This is a genomic window from Acinetobacter sp. Gutcm_16 (assembly GCF_028649355.1).
GTDB lineage: Bacteria > Pseudomonadota > Gammaproteobacteria > Pseudomonadales > Moraxellaceae > Acinetobacter > Acinetobacter johnsonii.
Genome location: NZ_JAQSUV010000012.1, coordinates 31,308 through 49,357, shown reverse-complemented (window position 1 = coordinate 49,357; position 18,050 = coordinate 31,308). Strand labels below are relative to the sequence as shown.

Below are 18,050 nucleotides of genomic sequence, written 5' to 3'. Positions count from 1 at the left end.
ATTGCAGCAAGAATAGACAAAAGATGAGCTCCCTATTTGCCCAAAATGAGGGAGTTTTTCTTTTGAAATGAATAGGTAAGCAATTGAGTATGATGAAAGATAGTACGCAGTTCATTGCACGGATAGGTGACAATGATTGATTTTTTTCTCCATCTAGAACAATTATTGCCCGTACTGCTTGCAGAATACGGCCTTTGGATTTATGCGATTCTTTTTCTGATTATTTTTGCAGAAACGGGCTTCGTTTTTATGTTCTTTTTGCCAGGTGACAGTTTACTGATTGCCATTGGTGCCTTATGTTCTAGCTCGGATTTAATCCATATCCACACCATGGGTATTTTGATGATGATTGCTGCGGTATTGGGTTATATCGTCAATTATTATACAGGTCAAAAACTGGGCTTTAAATTTGCCCATCAGCATTCGCGTTGGTTGAAACCCGAATATATGATGAAGACCAATCAATATTTCTTAAAGCATGGCGGTAAAACCATTTTAGTGGCACGTTTTATTCCTTTTGTACGTTCTTTCGCGCCTTTTGCTGCGGGCGCAGGACATATGAGCTTGGCGACTTTTATGTGGTATAACGTGACCGGTGGCCTGATTTGGATTGGTAGTTTGTTGGCGATTGGTTATGGTGTGGGCAATACCTTATCGTTTATGGTTGATGTGTTGGTTTGAGATCGAGACAGATCACATCAGCCGAGAAAAACAAGAGTGCATAAAAAAACTCACCGAAGTGAGTTTGAACGGAAGCCAAGGCCAGTTAGGCAGAGTTGGATACCACTTCATCAGAAAAGTTTGAATTTTTCAAAATATAGTCAATTTCCTCTTGAGCCGCGGCTTGGAGCTTACTGCGGTAGCTGGCGACGGACTCTTCAATTAAGGTTTCCGCTTCAAGCTCTAAACGTAAACGAACACTTTCTAACTCAGACAAAATTTGTGAGTCATCAATGCCAAATTTACCTTTGGCATAGTCCAGAGCTTGTTCAGGCGTTTTCTCATAGCGTGCGGTGTAGCTCAAAATTTCTTGATCGACACTTTGACGCATCACATTTAAAGCTTGGGTTTGCTCATTGAACTGACGGATTTCGTCTTTTTTGAGGCTTTCCGCATAAGCTTCCTGCGCTGCGCGTTTGTCTGCCAGTGATTTTTCCAACGCTTGTTGTTTACGAATTCGCGCTTCTTCAATCAGCTGTGCTTTCAGATCGGCATACGCTTGTTCAATTTTCTGGGTCGAGACGGCTTGAGCGCGTTGGTCTTGTTCAATCCAACTGTGCAAACCTGTTTCAGGTTTGAGTACATCGCAGACGCGACTCAGGTCATCAATAAAGGCCTGACGAACAGCATCAGGTACATTTAACCAGCGCTGTTTAAAATCTGGACCAACATTCAATGCCACTAAGCATCTCCTTATTTAGACGGGGGAATCATTTAAAGCTTGAAGGTTCGAGCTTCAACCCCGAGACGTCTATATTGTTTAAATTTTTCACGACCTTGTTGTTTGGCCGATTCGTTATTTTCAATAATTTCTATAATGTGGCTAAATTTTTCGAACTGTTCAAGAGCTTGATCGTTAAAATTGAACACAATCCAATCGGATTGCTCAGGCAGTTGGGCTGAGATACAAATGCGCGCATCGATTTGATCAATGCCATGCGGAATAAAGCTCGTGTCATCAAAACTCCACAAACGTTCATCCAATTGCTGTTGTAGTTCAGGGTCGCTTGCATACAGCCAGATTCGCTCTGGCTGACGCAAGATTTTACGACATAAACGACAAGCACTTTCGACTTGTCGTTCAGGACTTTGTTCAAATAGATAAAAGCTAATATTAGCCATTAGACTGCGCACGATGAGCTAAGAATTGCATCAATAAGGGTACTGGGCGACCGGTTGCCCCTTTATTGGCACCCGAGTTCCATGCTGTACCTGCGATGTCCAAATGTGCCCAGCGGTAATCACGGGTGAAACGTTGCAAGAAGCACGCTGCAGTTACAGCACCAGCTTTAGGCCCGCCAATATTGGCAATATCGGCAAATGGAGAGTCTAGCTGTTCTTGATAGTCATCAATCACAGGCATGCGCCAGACGCGGTCAAAGCTATTTTGACCTGCTTCAGATAGTTCGGCCGCAAGTTTGTCATCTGGGGTAAACATACCTGTTAAGACTGAACCGAGTGCCACGACACAGGCGCCCGTTAAGGTTGCAATATCAATGACCAGTTCAGGGTTAAAGCGTTTTACATAGGTCAATGTGTCGCACAGCACCAAACGACCTTCTGCATCGGTATTTAAAATTTCAACGGTTTGACCACTCATGGTGCTCACGATGTCACCCGGACGTGTAGCTTTGCCTGAAGGCATATTTTCAGCTGCCGCAATCGTACCTACGACATGAATGGCTAAACGCGATTCACATAGAGCACGGAGCGTCCCTAGAACTGATGCTGCACCACACATGTCATATTTCATTTCATCCATACCAGCGCCCGGTTTCAATGAAATGCCACCTGTATCAAAGGTGATTCCTTTACCGACCAAGACCACTGGGGCTTCAGTACGTTCAGCTTGATACTCAAGGGTAATGATACGGCCTGGGCGGTCTGAACCTTTGCTCACCGCAAGGAAGGAATGCATGCCCAGATCAGCCATTTGTTGCTCATCAAGGACATTAACACGGAGTAGGTCAGGATATTGGGCTGCCAGTTCTAAGGCTTGCTCTGCCAAATATTCAGGGAAGCAGATATTGCCCGGACGGTTGCCTAAGTCACGAGCAAAGCTTTGACCAGATTGCACGGCTTCAATCAATTTAAGCTGGGCAGCGTTTAGTGGTGACTCAGTAGCAATCAGGCTGATCTGTTCAAGTACGTTGTCGGCTTTTTTCGATTTGAATTCATCAAAAGCATATGCCGCTTGCGTCAAACTGAGGGCAAATAAATAATGGAGTTCAGCTGGAAGGGCTGAAAGGTCAAGGCTGATGTGTTTGAATTTTTTTTGTGAAGCTTTGATAATGGTTTGAGCAATTTTCACCAGCTTTGCTGCTTGTAATTCAGCTGCTTTCCCGACACCCACCAAGGCTGCATTGGGGCTTGCTGGAATTTGACCAATGAGGCTCAAAGTTTCATTGAATGCGGCTTTAAACTGAGTCGCTTCAATTAAGTTGTTTAAATCATTAATTTGATAAGCATTTGCAAGGTGTTGCGTGTTTTCAGAATCTACTAATATCAACAAAAATTGGCTAGACGTATTCTCTGTGAATGACGTATTAATAGAGAGTTTCATAAGTTTTATTTAAGCCTTATAAAGTTTGAAAATGATTAAACCACTGAAACATTAACATGAATAGAGTTGCAAAGTGCAACAAGAGTACAGGTTTTATATTTTCACTATTCGGGTAAACTAGCGCTAGTTTTTATTCACCTATTTTTGGAAGAATTAATTTGATTATTCGGCGTTATCTGGTCAAACAAGTGGTGTCGACATCCTTGGTTGTGATCGCCTTATTGACCTTGATCATGATGGGCGGTCGTTTGATCAAGTATTTTGGCGTAGCCGCGCAGGGTCGCTTAGATGCAGGTATTTTATTTAGCATTATTGGCTATCGTTTGCCTGAATTTTTAACGCTGATTCTTCCTCTAGGCTTTTTTATTGGGCTGATGCTGGTTTTTGGTCGTTTGTATGTCGATCATGAAATGGCAGTACTCAATGGTAGTGGCGTCAGTCGTAACCAATTGGGGCGACTGCTGATTCCTATGACCGTGGTGTTTCTTGCTGTTCAAGCCGTGCTGATGCTTTGGATGGCGCCGTGGGGTGTTCGTCAGTTTGAGCAGCTCACCACCAGTCAGGCGGTGCGTACTGGTTTTGATTTGGTTCGACCCAAAGAGTTTATTTCATCGGGGCCTTATACCATTTATGCGGGTGACTTATCCGAAGACCGTAAGAACCTCAAAGACATCTTCTTCTATCAACGCGCTGAAGCAGAAGGTAAGCCTGATGTGATGATTTTGGCCAAAGAAGCCACGCGGGTTGAAATTGAAAATGATCCCGCCAATGTGGTGGATTTGGTGCAAGGTCGCCGTTATGAAATTTATCCGGGACAGCCGCGTTATAGCCAAGCCGAGTTTCAGTCTTATCGCCTACGTTTAGAAAATGATAAAGAAGCGAAGTTTGAAAGTGCTGATGTTGAAGCATTGTCCACCATGAAACTTTGGGATAATCGTCATGATCCTGTTGTGGCGAGTGAGTTGGGCTGGCGTATTTTTGTACCGTTTGCCATTGTAGTGGCGTTGCTTCTCGCTGTGGCTTTATCTGAAGTGAGTCCACGCCAAGGACGTTACTTAAAGCTGTTCCCTGCATTGCTTATTTTTGCCAGTTTAATCGTGGCTTTGATGGCCATTAAAACCCGAGTCAGTAAAGAAGAAATGGGGATTTGGGCTTATCCAATGATCTTGGTGATCTATGCGATAGCAGCGGCTTTGTTTTCGCGTAAACAAAAGCTGGCCCCGAAAATTAAGAAAACATTACAACGAGCGGGGTCTTAATCATGTTCGCACGTCGTATAGTCGCAAAACATGTGACCAAAACCACCGCGATGGCGATGCTGGGTGCTACCGCTATATTATCGGTCTTGCAAATTCTATTTACCTATTTGGGTGAGTTAGGCTCTCTTAAAGAAGGTTATGGCGCTTGGGATGCTTTACGTTACGTACTGTGGGGGGCGCCGCAATATCTCTATGAGATTCTACCGATTGCCGCGTTAATTGGCTCGGTACTGGGCCTCGGCACTTTGGCTTCAAACAGTGAACTGATTGTGATGCGCTCGGTGGGGGTGAGTCTCTGGCGAATCGTCGGTTGGGTGATTCGTTCGGCTTTAATTTTGGTGGTACTGTCATTTGCTTTAAGTGAATGGGTGATTCCGTATACCAATGAGCAAGCCAAAGGTGTGAAAAGCCATCGAACAGCGGCTGAGCTCGGTGAAGTACGTGGTTACTGGACACGAGAAGGGCAGCGTTTTATTTATGTCGATTATGCCAACTCTCAAGGTCAGCTGAAAAATGTGCAAGTGGTCGACTTTGACAATAATGCTCGTTTAAAAGGCGTTTTAAATGCTGAGCAAGGTCAGTTTGTGCAAGATGGTCATTGGATTTTAGAAAATACCGCCCAAGTTGATTTACTACCGACAGGCAACGCCACGGCACAACAGGCCGCTAAAACACCTTTGGCACTGGCACTGCAACCGAAATATGTGCACATGGTGACAATTGACCCTGAAGACCTTTCACCGAGTCAATTGGTCAGTTTCATGAGCTATATGCATGAATACAGCCAAGTACCGAAAACTTATCAGTTGGCTTTTTGGCAGAAAGTGGCGTCTCCATTTGCCTTGATTGCTTTGGTGTTGATTGCTTGTTCCTTTATTTTTGGCCCACTGCGCCAACAATCGATGGGCTTTCGTTTGGTCATTGCACTGTTTACAGGCCTAGGTTTCTTTTACCTACAAGACTTCTTAGGTTATGCAAGTTTGGTGTATTCGCCTTCACCCGCATGGTTTGTTTTTGTGCCGATTTTACTGATGTTTGTCGCAGGTGGTTATTTATTACAACGTGCGCGATAACTGTACGATATTGAAGAAAACAATGCGGATGATGGTGTTAAACCATCATGCCTGCATAGAGTCTTGACCGAAAATTCGGTAAGATAGGGCGATGAATTTGTAGACAAAAAAAGAGTGCTTATTATGGCGGATGCAACTGCTGGCAAAATCCCTCACGTACTGGTCATTATGGATGGTGTGGGACACCGTGAAGCGATTGAAGACAATGCTTTTTTAGCAGCGAATCGACCGAATTTAACAGCGATTGAAGCAAAGCATCCGCATAGCTTAATTTCAGGTTCTGGTGAAGACGTGGGTCTGCCAGATGGCCAAATGGGCAACTCTGAAGTGGGCCACATGAACTTGGGTGCAGGGCGTGTGCTCTATCAAGACTTTACCCGAATCACCAAAGACATTCGTACGGGTGCTTTTTTCGAGCATGAAGTTTTGGTTGATGCTGTTGAAAAAGCCAAAGCAGCGGGTGGTGCGTTGCACATTATGGGGCTATTGTCTGAAGGTGGGGTGCATTCACACGAAGATCATATTGTTGCCATGGCTGAACTTGCTTTAAAACGCGGTGCAACCGTGTATCTCCATGCTTTCTTAGATGGTCGTGATACCCCGCCGCGCAGCGCACAGCCCTCTTTAGAAAAATTAGATGCATTGTTTGCTCAATATCCAAATCAAGGTCGTATTGTGAGTCTGATTGGTCGTTATTTTGCGATGGATCGAGATAACCGTTGGGACCGTGTGGAACAAGCCTATCGTTTACTCACTGAGTCTGAAGCAACACGTACTGCAGCTACAGCAGTTGAAGGTTTAGCCTTGGCGTATGCAGCAGATGAATCTGATGAGTTTGTCAAAGCAACACGCATTGGCGATGCCGTAAAAGTTCAAGATGGTGACAGCATTGTCTTTATGAATTTCCGTGCGGATCGTGCGCGTGAAATTACCAAAGCGTTTGTTGAAAAAGATTTTGCAGGCTTTGCGCGTAAAATTGTACCAAACTTATCTAAGTTTGTGATGTTGACACGCTACCAAGCCAGTATTGATGCACCTGTGGCGTATATGCCTGAAGCATTAAAAAACTCGATTGGTGAATATCTTTCAGACCTTGGTAAAACTCAGCTGCGTATTGCTGAAACTGAAAAATACGCACATGTGACGTTCTTCTTTAGTGGTGGTCGTGAAGATGAATATCCAGGTGAAAAACGTATTTTGATTCCATCACCGAATGTGGCTACTTATGACCTCAAGCCAGAAATGAGCGCCTATGAAGTAACCGATGAATTGGTGGCTGCGATTAACTCAGGTGAGTTTGATCTATTGGTGGTGAACTATGCCAACGGCGACATGGTTGGTCATACGGGCGTGTTTAATGCAGCAGTGAAAGCTGTGGAAGCTGTTGATTTATGCCTAGGCCGTGTCTATGAAGCGGTGATGGCACAAAAAGGCCATATGTTAATTACGGCTGACCATGGTAATGTTGAACAAATGCAGGATTATCACAGTGGTCAGGTGCATACCCAGCATACGACAGAATTGGTGCCTTTTATCTATGTCGGCCCAACTCAAGCAACCATTGCTGAGGGTGGCGTATTGGCCGATGTCGCACCAACCTTGTTAAGCTTGATGCATCTTCCTGTTCCAGCAGACATGCAAGGTCGTAACTTAATTACATTAGACGTATAAATCAATTTGGGTGGGTAAATGGCAAAAGCATCGTGGACTTCAATAGGTGTAGTGATTGCTTTAGGTCTGAGTCTGATCCACCCGATGGGGGCTGTTGCAAAAACTGCGGCAGCCCCCGCTTTTGATGATGAGTTAGAACAAGGTTATGTTGAGGTTCCGATTGAATCCATTCAACAATTTGTGCAAATCTACGGTTTAGTCAAAGACAATTATGTGGCTGAACGTAGTGATGAAGCACTGTTTCAACAGGCCATTAAAGGTTTAGTCAGTGGCTTAGACCGCTATTCTCGCTATTTATCTCCTCAAGAATATAAACAATTGGTGCAATATACCGAAGGGGATTTGGCTTCAGTTGACTTCAGTTTAGAGTTTGATTCTCGTTTACAACAATGGCTGATTCGTGGATTAAAACCTGACTCAGATTCCAGCAAACTGGGCTTAAAAAATGGGATCTCTGTTTTTAAAGTGGATGATCAAGAGCTACGCAAGCTCAACCATGCTCAAGTCAATGAATTACTCAGTGGGGCGATTGGTAGTACCGTCAGCTTGCAGTTGAAAGCCAACTCAACGCCGATCAATTTAGTCCGAACCAAAAAAGTTGAAACCGATATTCAGGCGCAACTGTTGAATAACCAAGTTTTGGTGCTCAAGGTGCGGGTATTCCAGCAGGATACGGCCAATGAAATTCAGCAACTGATTGAAGAGCATCAGTCTTCGCGTTTAAAAGCGGTCTTGATTGACCTCAGAAATAATCCCGGGGGGCTGTTGTCTGCCGCAGTTGAATCTGCTGATTTATTCTTAAATCAAGGGGTGATTGTTTCAACCCAAAGCCGTTCTGAAGGGGATCAACAGTTCCAAGCTCTACCAAGCCTAGAGTTTCAAAACTTAAAAGTAGGGATTCTGATTAATGATCGCTCTGCATCGGCCGCGGAGGTGTTTACCGCTGCGCTGAAGGAGCATGGACGGGCGTGGGTGATTGGTGAAAAAAGTTATGGTAAGGGCGTGGTACAGAAACTATTTCCACTATCGAATGGTGCAGCTTTGCAAATGACGGTATCGCATTATTACACTCCAAGTGGTCGGATGATTGAAGGGGTGGGAATTGCACCGAATCAAGTGTATCCAATGCCACATGAACTCAAAGACGAAAGCTATGTTGAACATGTGGCAGAGATTCTAATTAACCGTCGTTAAGTCTCTAAACGGAATCGTCTTCGCCATCTAGCCCGAATTTCTTCAAGCGATAACGTAAAGAACGGAAAGACATGCCGAGCTTTTTAGCCGCCAGTGTTCGGTTCCAGTGGGTGAGATTGAGCGCATTCATCAAAATTTCTTTTTCAATTTTTTCTAAATACAGCTCTAAACCCTCTTCGGGCAATTTACGCGAAGGCACATGACTGAGTTGATCATTGCCAACAGCACATTGTTGGGTGGCATTGGCATAGTGGGTCTGAGCAATCGGTCGCAGTGGGGCTGTTTGCAAGTGCGGTAAGTCGATACTGCTTTCATCACTTAAAGTGATGGCACGTTCCATCATATTGCGTAATTCACGCACATTGCCTGGATAATATTGGGCCAATAAAAATTCACGTGCACGTTCACTCAATGGTTTGACTGGGATGTCCCATTCTTGGCAGATTTTCTGAATGAAATGTTGTGCTAAAAGAATAATGTCATTGCCACGCTCACGTAGAGCAGGCAGCACAATGTCCATGACATGGATGCGGAAGTATAAATCCTGACGGAACTTGCCTTGTTGCACCAGTGCTTCTAAGTCTTGATGGCTGGCACTAATCACACGGAAATCGACATCAATTTCGGTATCACTCCCAATGGGACGAATACGTTTTTCTTGTACCGCGCGCAGCAGTTTTACCTGCATAGTGAGTGGTAACTCAGCAATTTCATCTAAAAATAAACTGCCGCCATGCGCAGAAAGAATCAGCCCTTGTTTGTCTTGAGTCGCCCCTGTAAAGCTACCTTTACGGTGTCCAAACAATTCACTTTCCATCAGTTCAGTCGGTATGGCACCGCAGTTGATGGCAATAAATGGTCCTTCATTGCGATTGCTCAGGCGATGTACCAGATTAGCCACCACTTCTTTGCCAGTGCCTGATTCACCCGTAATAAAGACAGGGGCTTGCGAGCGTGCAATTTTCTTTAAGGTGATGCGTAGTTGCTGAATAGGAAGGGACTGACCAATCAGCAGACGATGTTCAAGCGTATCTTCTTGGATATGCAGTTGACTGATGGGCTGATTAAAGGCTTTTTGTAAAAGTTGCTCTAAATGTTTTTGGTTGATCGGTTTACTGACAAAATCAAAAGCACCGGCTTTAAGTGCTGCAATCGCAATATCCATGTTGCCGTAAGCAGTCAGCACAGCAACGGGCAAATTAGGATAATTTTGAGCAATAAAATCGACCAAGCTCAGGCCATTACCATCGGGTAAATTAAGATCGGTTAGACAGGCATCATATTGATGCGTTTTCAGGGCTTGAACCGCCTCTTGTAAGCGATAGGCAATATGTGTATCAATCCCCATCCGACTTAAAGACATTTGCATCAGTGTACATAAGTCTTGTTCGTCATCCACCAATAAAACAAGTGGTTTTTTTTCCACGTTTAACCCCAAAAATTACACGTCATTGTTTATACGGGGGCATTCAATCCGAAAGCATGCCCCTATTTTTTGTTCTACATAGTATAGCTTAGCTTGGTTGGCTTCGCAGAAACTATGGGATAAATATAATCCTAACCCAGTTCCATTGATTGAGGTACTAAAAAACGGTTGAAATAGGGTGCTTTGATCCTGAGTGGCGACCCCTTCACCAAAATCTTGGACCTCAATGTGGACGAGGTTTTTATAGCTATAGATGCGAATGTGAATATGTTCGGCTTCAGCTGCATTATGCCGAATGGCATTTCGAATCAGGTTGATCAGCACTTGCCTCAGTTGTTGTTCATCAAACTGAATCTGAGCTGGATCGGAAATGCGGTAATCAATTTGATCTTTGACATCGGGCAAATCTTCAACGATAAAACGTTCTAAAAAAGCGGCGACATCAATCAAGGTCGGATAGGTTTCTTTACTGCGTGCCATGCTCAGTGTATCGCCAATAATTTTATCAATCCGTGAGGCTTGTTTGGCAATCATGTTATGCAACAGTTCTTGTTGTGGGTCATTGACTTGCATTAATTCATTGGCTTGCGTGATGGCTGCCAGTGGATTACGGATTTCATGTGCAATGCTGGCAGAAAGTTGCCCCAGTGCAGCCAGCTTGAGTTGTTGTACACGTTGATTAATTTTTTGTGCATCTTGCAGGACGAATAAGGTCAGTGTCTGATTCGGTACTTGAAGTTTTTGAATTTCGATCTGAATCTGAAAGCGACTCAGCTGGGATGTAAATTGGAATTTTTCCCCATTTTTCAGTTGGTCGAATTTGAGTAGTTCAAATAAATCAGGCTGTGCCTTATATAAAGGATATTTGTCATAGGCATAAATCGGGGAGATGCCCAATAATGTACATGCGGCAGGATTACTCAGCACCATGTGGCAGTTTTCATCGAGCACCAAATAGCCGAGCTCGGTTTGCTCTAAAATATAACGGTTAATGTTTTGCAGTTGGTCCAGCTCTTGGGACTGATAGAAGTTTAAATTTTCAAGGACTTGAAAACGTCGGACTGCAATTTGTCCAGACCCATAAACCACAAAGAACAAAAAGGCGAGCACGGCACTGTTGCCAATGGTATTCAATGAACTAATTGAAAATAGCGTTCCAATAAAGTGTTGATAAACCAGTGTAATTACAGCAATCAAGGTAATGATGAGCGCTTTTTGTTTATCGACCAATACACAAGCGGCAAAGATCGTGATCACAAACAATAAGCTTAACTGTAAGTTCGGACCATCGGTGGCAAAAGTGAGTAAACTGAGGCTAATGACATCGACGATAAACAGCAAGGTGAGCTGAAGTGGTATGCGCTTGCGCACATGCTTGAGGCTCAATAGCTGAAAGGCACTAATAAAAATAAAGCCAATCAGGACGGAACGATACAGTATTGGATATTGATGATTTGAAAATAGCTGCTCATAAGTCAGCAGATAAACCAACAACAAACAGCAACCAATAAACAGTCGATACGATGCATACCAAACACCTAGACGGTATTGATTTAACTGAATATTGGTTGAGTATTTCAGCATGCGGGTGTTAGTCAGCTTGCATTAGGGTTTGATTAAACCATAACGAATAGCGAGGTGGGTTAGCTTCACATCACTGTCGATGTTGAGCTTTTCAAAAATTCGATAACGGTAGGTATTGACCGTTTTTACGCTGACAAAAAGCTTGTCAGAAATTTCCTGTGCACTGATGCAATTCACGACCATCATGGCCACCTGCATTTCACGTTCAGACAAAGCATCAAAAGGCGAGGTTTGTGTATCAGACAGATAAGAACTGGCTAGCTGTTCAGCAATATCAGCGCTGAAATATTTGCCGCCTTGCATCACTTTATTAATGGCACGTACCATTTCGGTTACAGGTGCACCCTTGGTAATGTAGCCTTTGGCGCCAGCTTTGAGTAACAGGGAAGGATAAGGTTCTTCAGCTAGACCACTGACTGCCAGTACTTTAGTTTCGGGTGCGGTTTGCAGTAAGCGGCGTGTGGTTTCAACTCCACCAATACCTGGCATGTTGACATCTAACAGAACCACATTCGGGTGATGTTGACGGACGAGATTAATTGCTTCTTCACCAGATTCAGCTTGGCCAATAACTTGAACATCGGCATGGTCCTCGAGCATTCGACAAATCCCTGTACGTACTAACTCATGGTCATCTACCACTAAAACTGTGATCACCTAGCTCTTCCTCACTATAAAAACCATATTTTTTGTTACATAAAGCAAAATAAGCTTGCAATGAAACGACAAAATTAGCAATCCTATTCTTAGGCTTATTTGAAAAGATATGCACGCTGTCGACGGCAATGCTGTTCGCATTGTGTACAAATGTAAGGCATATTGGCGTGAATACGCAAATGTATCTTATGGGTTATGAAGTTGAGTGAAGAAAAGTGAAAAAATCAAATAAATTTTTAATGCATCTATTGGGATGGTCGATTGCAATGACGGTCAGTACCCATAGCTTTGCAGACTTGGTGATGAACCCGGGCTCGGGGCCTAGCCAAGCAAGCATGAGCTGGTCTGCAGCAGATGCAGAACAGCTTCTGAATGATGATCTCATGGAAGATCCTGAAGAGTACGCTCCTCAGGGTTCAACAAAAGTCACCACCAGTATTCGCAGTTCTAACGGTGTGGTGACGAACAATAGTACCTCGAAAACGGTACAAATTTTCGATACGTCGAAATATTCAAACCAACCCAGTGTCAATGCTCGTGCAGCACTGGTGATGGATGGCAATACAGGTGAAGTGCTCTACAGTAAAAACAGTAACACCGCGCTGCCGATTGCTTCGATTACTAAGTTGATGACGGCAGTGGTGATTTCAGATGCGCGTTTAAATATGTCTGAAAACATTACTTTACAGCAAGCGGACTTTTCCTGTTCGGGTTGTAAAAGTTCAAGCTCATCACTGCGTGCAGGGGATAGTATGAACCGTGCAGAGGCATTGTTATTTGCATTAATGAAGTCAGAAAACCCAGCAGCATCAGCGCTTGCACGGACGTATCCGGGTGGTCGCTCAGCCTTTGTTTCGGCGATGAATGCCAAAGCAAAATCTTTGGGTATGAATTCAACCCATTATATGGAATCGACAGGTCTGCATCCAGGCAATATCGCTTCAGCACGTGACTTGGGTATTTTAGTCAATGCCGCGTCTCAGTATGGTCTGATTCGTCAGTTCTCAACCACAGCAAGCTATGACTTTAACTTGGGCTATCGTGTATTGAAATCAAACAATACCAATGCTTTAGTCCGTAATGGTGGTTGGAATATCAATATTTCAAAAACAGGTTTCATTAATGAAGCTGGTCGTTGTGTGGTGATGCATACCACTTTAAATAACCGTCCAGCAGTGGTGGTGTTATTGGGCGCGGACTCATCTGCAGCACGTACCAATGATGCAACGCGCCTAATGAACTGGGCAAGCCAATTACCAAAACGTATTTAACCCGACTTTGTTTTTGTTCACTCAACAACAAAAATTGAGTCATAAAAAAGCCCTGCATATGCAGGGCTTTTTTGTCTTCTCTCAATTACATGTTTGAAAGAATTGAATCGCGAACTTGTTCTAAAGTTGCATCGATTGACAGCATGACCGCATCAGAACATTGTTTGATTGCAGTATCTGGGTCTTTTAGACCATTACCTGTTACGGTACAGACAATCACAGAACCTTCCGCAATTTTACCTGCTTTGATGTCACGGATTGCACCGCCAATCGACGCTGCAGAAGCAGGTTCTACAAAGACACCTTCATACATTGAAAGTAAACGCTGTGCTTCTAGTATTTCAGCATCAGTCAGTTCATCGAACCAACCTTGAGAGTCACGAACCACCGCTTTAGCATGGTTCCAGCTTTGTGGATTACCAATACGGATTGCCGTTGCAACTGTTTCAGGGTTCTCAACGGGTGCACCACGTAAGAATGGCGCAGCACCTGCTGCTTGGTAACCAACCATAGTTGGTAAGCCTTCAGGTTTAGGACCCGTGAACTGATCTGTTTCAGCGTCGTAAATCACTTGCTCAAATTGATCCGCAGGTTGGTTAGCAACCGCTTCGGTATAGCCCATCCAGTGTGCAGTAATGTTCCCTGCGTTACCCACTGGTAGGCAGTGGTAATCTGGTGCTCGGCCTAACTCGTCTACGATTTCGTAAGCAATGGTTTTTTGACCTTGTAAACGGTACGGGTTGATTGAGTTTACGATGGTTACTGGTGCTTTATCTGCAATTTCTTTGACCAGACGCATACCGTCATCGAAGTTACCGCGGATTTGCATGGTGATGGCACCATACATCATCGCTTGTGCCATTTTACCCATGGCAATTTTACCTTCTGGGATTAACACAAACGCTTTGATGCCTGCGCGCGCTGCATAAGCCGCAGCCGCAGCTGAGGTATTACCTGTAGAGGCACAGATAATGGCTTTTGAGCCTTCTTCAACGGCTTTAGTGACTGCCATGGTCATACCACGGTCTTTAAATGAACCAGTCGGGTTTAAGCCCTCGTACTTCACATAAATTTCAACATTTTTGCCAATTAAACGTGGAATGTTCTCGAGTTTAATCAGTGGCGTATTACCTTCACCTAAAGAAATAGCGCGAGTAGTTGCAGACACTGGTAAACGGTCGCGATAACGGTCAACTAAACCAGTATAACGATTGGCATTCGACATGATGATGTTCCAATTGTGTGTAGAGCTTGGTGAGGAAGAGAAGAGCGTTCTTTTCCTCAACCCGATTAATTATCAAGCGATTCTAAACGAATTCGCACGATTTCGCCATGAATGACGGGTAAGGCTTGAATTTGAGCAAGTGCCTCGTCCATTTTTGATTCAATGACTGGATCAGTCAAAATCACGATTGGAATAAGGTCTTTTAAGCGTGGTTGTTGCATGATGGCATCGATACTGATGCCTGCACGACTGAGAATCGTGGTCACATCGGCCAAGACGCCCGTTTGATCTTCTGCATTAATCCGGATGTAATAACCTGTAGTCATCTCTTCACGGCTTAAAATGGGCACATTGGTCAGTGCTTCGAAGGCCAGTTGTGGAATCGTTCCAGCGCCATCTTCGGTATACGAGATATCACGGACGATATCAATGACATCTGCAACGACTGCAGACGCGGTTGGACCTGCACCTGCGCCTGCGCCATAGTACAAAGTTGGGCCGACAGCATGTGCTTGTACCAAGACGGCATTTTTAACGCCGTTGACATTGGCAATCAGTTCTTCCGCAGGGATCAAGGTTGGGTGAACACGAAGTTCGATGCCATTCGCTGCGCGACGCGCAATCCCCAAGTGCTTAATACGGAAACCCAGCTCTTCAGCATACTTCACGTCTTGCGCTGTGATTTTACTGATGCCTTCGGTATAGACTTTGTCAAACTGTAGCGGAATACCAAAAGCACACGATGCTAAAATCGTGAGTTTATGTGCAGCATCAATGCCTTCGACATCAAAAGTTGGATCAGCTTCGGCATAACCGAGTTCTTGTGCTTCTTTTAATACGTCTGCAAAGGCACGACCTTTTTCACGCATTTCAGTCAGAATAAAGTTGCCTGTACCATTGATGATACCCGCTAACCAATTAATCTTGTTTGCAGCTAGACCTTCGCGCATCACTTTAATGATGGGAATGCCCCCTGCAACCGCAGCTTCATAGGCGATTTGCACGGCATTGTCATCCGCCAGTTTGAACAGCTCATTACCATGTTCAGCAAGTAAAGCTTTGTTCGCGGTGACGACTTGTTTACCATGTAAAATGGCTTCTTTAATCACTTCATATGCAGGATGGATGCCACCCATCACTTCAACCACAACATCGACATCAGGCTGACGCACAATGTCGAGTAAGTCAGCACTTTGCTTGACCTCATCGCCTAAGTCTAAGTCTGGACGAGGGCGGCGTGTGCCGACATAGGTAATTTGAATTTCACGACCGGTGCGACGTTTAATCTCAGCAGCATTTTCTTTTAGTAGTTTAAGGGCACCACCACCCACAGTACCAAGACCGAGGATTGCCAGACGAACTGGTTTCACGTCACACTCCAATTTACTTATATATATTGAACCAAGCCTAGATCATAGCTAAAAAAACTGTGAGACTCTAGGAAAGAAATCATTTTATGTTCAACTATAAATATTAGTTAAATAACAAATAAAAATTAGTTATTTAAGGCGATTTAATAATTCACTTGGTGCCAAATAACCACCGAGATATTCACCATCTTCATTGTAGATCGCAGGTGTCCCATTTACGCCCATGTTCAGACCCAACTGGTATTGATCTCGCACTGGGTTTTTACAGGTCGCTGGTGGAAGTTGAGCACCTGAAATTGCTTGATTAAAGGCAGTTTGACGGTCTGCGCTACACCACACACTTTCCATGGCTGGCATGAACTGTTCGCCACGCGGCCATGCAATGTAACGTACTTCAATGCCTTGGGCCGTGATTTCAGGGATATGCTCGTGCAGTTTATGGCAGTAAGGACAGCTGGCATCGGTAAAGACATAAACCACATGTTTGGTCTTGCCTTTGGCTTTATAAACCAGCAGATCTTCAGTTTTGAGTCCAGCTAGAAGTTTTTTGTTGGCTTCAGCTTGCAGGTTGTCGCTGACGTTGTGGAGGGTTTTATCGCCCAAGCGAATCACATCACCTTGGATAATATATTTACCATCTGCCGTGGTATAAACCGAGCTCATCCCTTCAAGATTGACCCAAAATAAATTTGGCACTTCAGTGGTTTTGATATCGATGATTTTGGCATTGATATTGGCTGTTTTGAAATGCTTTTGAAGGGTATCAATTAAACGTTGCTTTGCATTGCGTTCCGTCAAAGTCGACGCTTCACCTGTGGCTGGTGCGCTTGCCGTTAAAGAGTCTTGTTTTTTTTCTTCAGTGTTATTTGAACATGCTGTAAATAGAACACTTGAAGCAATGGCACAGGCAATGAACAATGGTTTACGGGTAAATAACATAGATAACCCTTTTTCTTTTGACTTTATAAAAACAGAGCGCCAAGCATAGCAAAAAAAGTACAGGACTCGGTAATACTTCGTAGTCTTCGTGCTAAAAACAGCCTTAAGTTATGGATGATCAAGACCTTAAGCCCTTGGGTGATGGCTGGCATGCAGTTGTTGCATACGCACTTGTGCAACATGGGTGTAAATTTGTGTCGTGGACAGATCACTATGTCCCAATAGCATTTGTACCACACGCAAGTCAGCACCGTGATTGAGTAAATGCGTTGCAAAAGCATGTCGTAAGGTGTGTGGAGACAGTTCAGCCTGAATCCCTGCTTGTAAGGCATAGCGTTTAATGGCATACCAAAAGTTTTGCCGACTCATAATGCCGCCATGTTGAGTTAAAAATAGATAGTCCGTTGCAGATTTATATAATTGCGGGCGGGATTCAATTAAGTATTTTTCGACCCATTCCACTGCGATTTGCCCCAAAGGTACCAAGCGTTCTTTATTGCCTTTACCCGTAATCCTTAAATAGCCTTGTTTCAAATTGATTAAGTCTAGGCGTAGATTCAGTAGCTCAGATACGCGTAGTCCACAGGCATATAACACTTCAAACATGGCGCGATCACGGAGTCCGAGAGCGGTTTCAATATCGGGAGCTTGAATTAAGGCATCCACGTCTTGCTCAGACAAATCTTTAGGCAGTGCACGGCCAATTTTGGGTGTTTTATGTAGTGCGACAGGGTTGTCTGAACGCAGTTTTTGTTCCCGTAGAAATTTAAAAAAAGAACGCAGAGCAGACAGACAGCGCGCAATGGAGCGCGGGCTTTTGCCTTGCTTGGTGAGGGTCAGCAGAACATCGGCGACATCATCACTGCTCCATTCGGGCATGCTCACCTGACTACAACACTCGCTGCACTGCAATAAGTCAGAGAGATAAGCATTTCGGGTGTGTGGGCTGACGGTTTGTGCAATGAGATAATCTTTAAAGCCGTGTAAAAAACTGAGCCGAGTTGGAATTTGAACAGGCGCAGGCACACGCGGTTTTTTATTTAACATAAAGCTCTCAAGCACATCATCACGGAAAGACAAAAACAAGGAATAGGGGTT

16 protein-coding genes are annotated in these 18,050 nt (G+C 44.2%); 6 read left to right on the top strand and 10 right to left on the bottom strand.

Features of this window, described 5'->3' with window-relative positions; all coding sequences use genetic code 11:
- Positions 1-132: 132 nt before the first annotated feature.
- Entirely contained in the window at positions 133-681 is a 549-nt protein-coding gene (locus tag PTT44_RS00940) for a VTT domain-containing protein (protein WP_004692848.1), read from the top strand.
- A gap of 85 nt (positions 682-766) precedes the next feature.
- Here PTT44_RS00940 and blhA read toward each other — a convergent pair whose 3' ends face one another.
- From blhA to PTT44_RS00925, 3 genes are read right to left on the bottom strand one after another with little or no spacing between them, the layout of a single operon-like run.
- The gene (gene blhA, locus PTT44_RS00935) at positions 767-1,402 is read right to left on the bottom strand and encodes a cell division protein BlhA (protein WP_168159864.1); all 636 of its coding nucleotides are present in this window, start codon (positions 1,400-1,402) and stop codon (positions 767-769) included.
- Between the two features lie 32 nt (positions 1,403-1,434).
- Entirely contained in the window at positions 1,435-1,842 is a 408-nt protein-coding gene (locus PTT44_RS00930; RefSeq protein ID WP_004692846.1) for a DNA polymerase III subunit chi, read from the bottom strand.
- Complete coding sequence (locus tag PTT44_RS00925; protein WP_168159863.1) at positions 1,835-3,283, bottom strand: leucyl aminopeptidase; 1,449 nt, start codon at positions 3,281-3,283, stop codon at positions 1,835-1,837. Before PTT44_RS00925 ends, PTT44_RS00930 begins: the two co-directional genes overlap by 8 nt.
- A 158-nt stretch (positions 3,284-3,441) precedes the next feature.
- Between PTT44_RS00925 and lptF the strand changes: the two genes are divergently transcribed.
- The 4 genes from lptF (at position 3,442) to PTT44_RS00905 (ending at position 8,480) form a co-directional block, all read left to right on the top strand.
- Positions 3,442-4,542, top strand: coding sequence for an LPS export ABC transporter permease LptF (gene lptF, locus PTT44_RS00920; RefSeq protein ID WP_004978580.1), 1,101 nt, complete (start codon positions 3,442-3,444; stop codon positions 4,540-4,542).
- 2 nt (positions 4,543-4,544) lie between these two features.
- Entirely contained in the window at positions 4,545-5,615 is a 1,071-nt protein-coding gene (lptG, locus tag PTT44_RS00915; RefSeq protein ID WP_168159862.1) for an LPS export ABC transporter permease LptG, read from the top strand.
- Positions 5,616-5,738: 123 nt separating this feature from the next.
- Complete coding sequence (gpmI, locus tag PTT44_RS00910; protein WP_168159861.1) at positions 5,739-7,286, top strand: 2,3-bisphosphoglycerate-independent phosphoglycerate mutase; 1,548 nt, start codon at positions 5,739-5,741, stop codon at positions 7,284-7,286.
- 18 nt (positions 7,287-7,304) lie between these two features.
- Positions 7,305-8,480 carry a S41 family peptidase gene (locus tag PTT44_RS00905; protein WP_168159860.1) on the top strand — a complete coding sequence of 392 codons (1,176 nt, stop codon included), beginning with the start codon at positions 7,305-7,307 and terminating at the stop codon, positions 8,478-8,480.
- Positions 8,481-8,484: 4 nt separating this feature from the next.
- Here the strand turns inward: PTT44_RS00905 and PTT44_RS00900 are convergent, their stop codons facing one another.
- From PTT44_RS00900 to gacA, 3 genes are all read right to left on the bottom strand, one after another.
- Entirely contained in the window at positions 8,485-9,849 is a 1,365-nt protein-coding gene (locus tag PTT44_RS00900) for a sigma-54-dependent transcriptional regulator (RefSeq protein WP_252726165.1), read from the bottom strand.
- A gap of 72 nt (positions 9,850-9,921) precedes the next feature.
- Positions 9,922-11,490 (bottom strand): sensor histidine kinase, encoded by a 1,569-nt coding sequence (locus PTT44_RS00895; protein WP_168159858.1) that lies wholly within the window; start codon positions 11,488-11,490, stop codon positions 9,922-9,924.
- Positions 11,491-11,511: 21 nt separating this feature from the next.
- On the bottom strand, positions 11,512-12,147 hold the full coding sequence (gacA, locus tag PTT44_RS00890) for a response regulator transcription factor GacA (RefSeq protein ID WP_004692836.1): 636 nt from the start codon (positions 12,145-12,147) through the stop codon (positions 11,512-11,514).
- 215 nt (positions 12,148-12,362) lie between these two features.
- On the opposite strand from gacA, the gene PTT44_RS00885 reads away from it, so the two are divergent.
- On the top strand, positions 12,363-13,418 hold the full coding sequence (locus PTT44_RS00885) for a serine hydrolase (protein ID WP_005400997.1): 1,056 nt from the start codon (positions 12,363-12,365) through the stop codon (positions 13,416-13,418).
- Between the two features lie 85 nt (positions 13,419-13,503).
- Here the strand turns inward: PTT44_RS00885 and thrC are convergent, their stop codons facing one another.
- From thrC to xerD, 4 genes are all read right to left on the bottom strand, one after another.
- Positions 13,504-14,643, bottom strand: a complete 1,140-nt coding sequence (thrC, locus tag PTT44_RS00880; protein ID WP_004692833.1) for a threonine synthase — start codon at positions 14,641-14,643, stop codon at positions 13,504-13,506.
- Between the two features lie 65 nt (positions 14,644-14,708).
- The gene (locus tag PTT44_RS00875) at positions 14,709-16,013 is read right to left on the bottom strand and encodes a homoserine dehydrogenase (protein ID WP_168159857.1); all 1,305 of its coding nucleotides are present in this window, start codon (positions 16,011-16,013) and stop codon (positions 14,709-14,711) included.
- Positions 16,014-16,142: 129 nt separating this feature from the next.
- Positions 16,143-16,952 (bottom strand): DsbC family protein, encoded by an 810-nt coding sequence (locus PTT44_RS00870; protein ID WP_168159856.1) that lies wholly within the window; start codon positions 16,950-16,952, stop codon positions 16,143-16,145.
- A 126-nt stretch (positions 16,953-17,078) separates the two neighbouring features.
- A complete protein-coding gene (gene xerD / locus PTT44_RS00865) occupies positions 17,079-17,999 on the bottom strand; it encodes a site-specific tyrosine recombinase XerD (RefSeq protein ID WP_168159855.1) in 921 nt (306 codons plus the stop codon).
- Between the last annotated feature and the right edge of the window lie 51 nt (positions 18,000-18,050).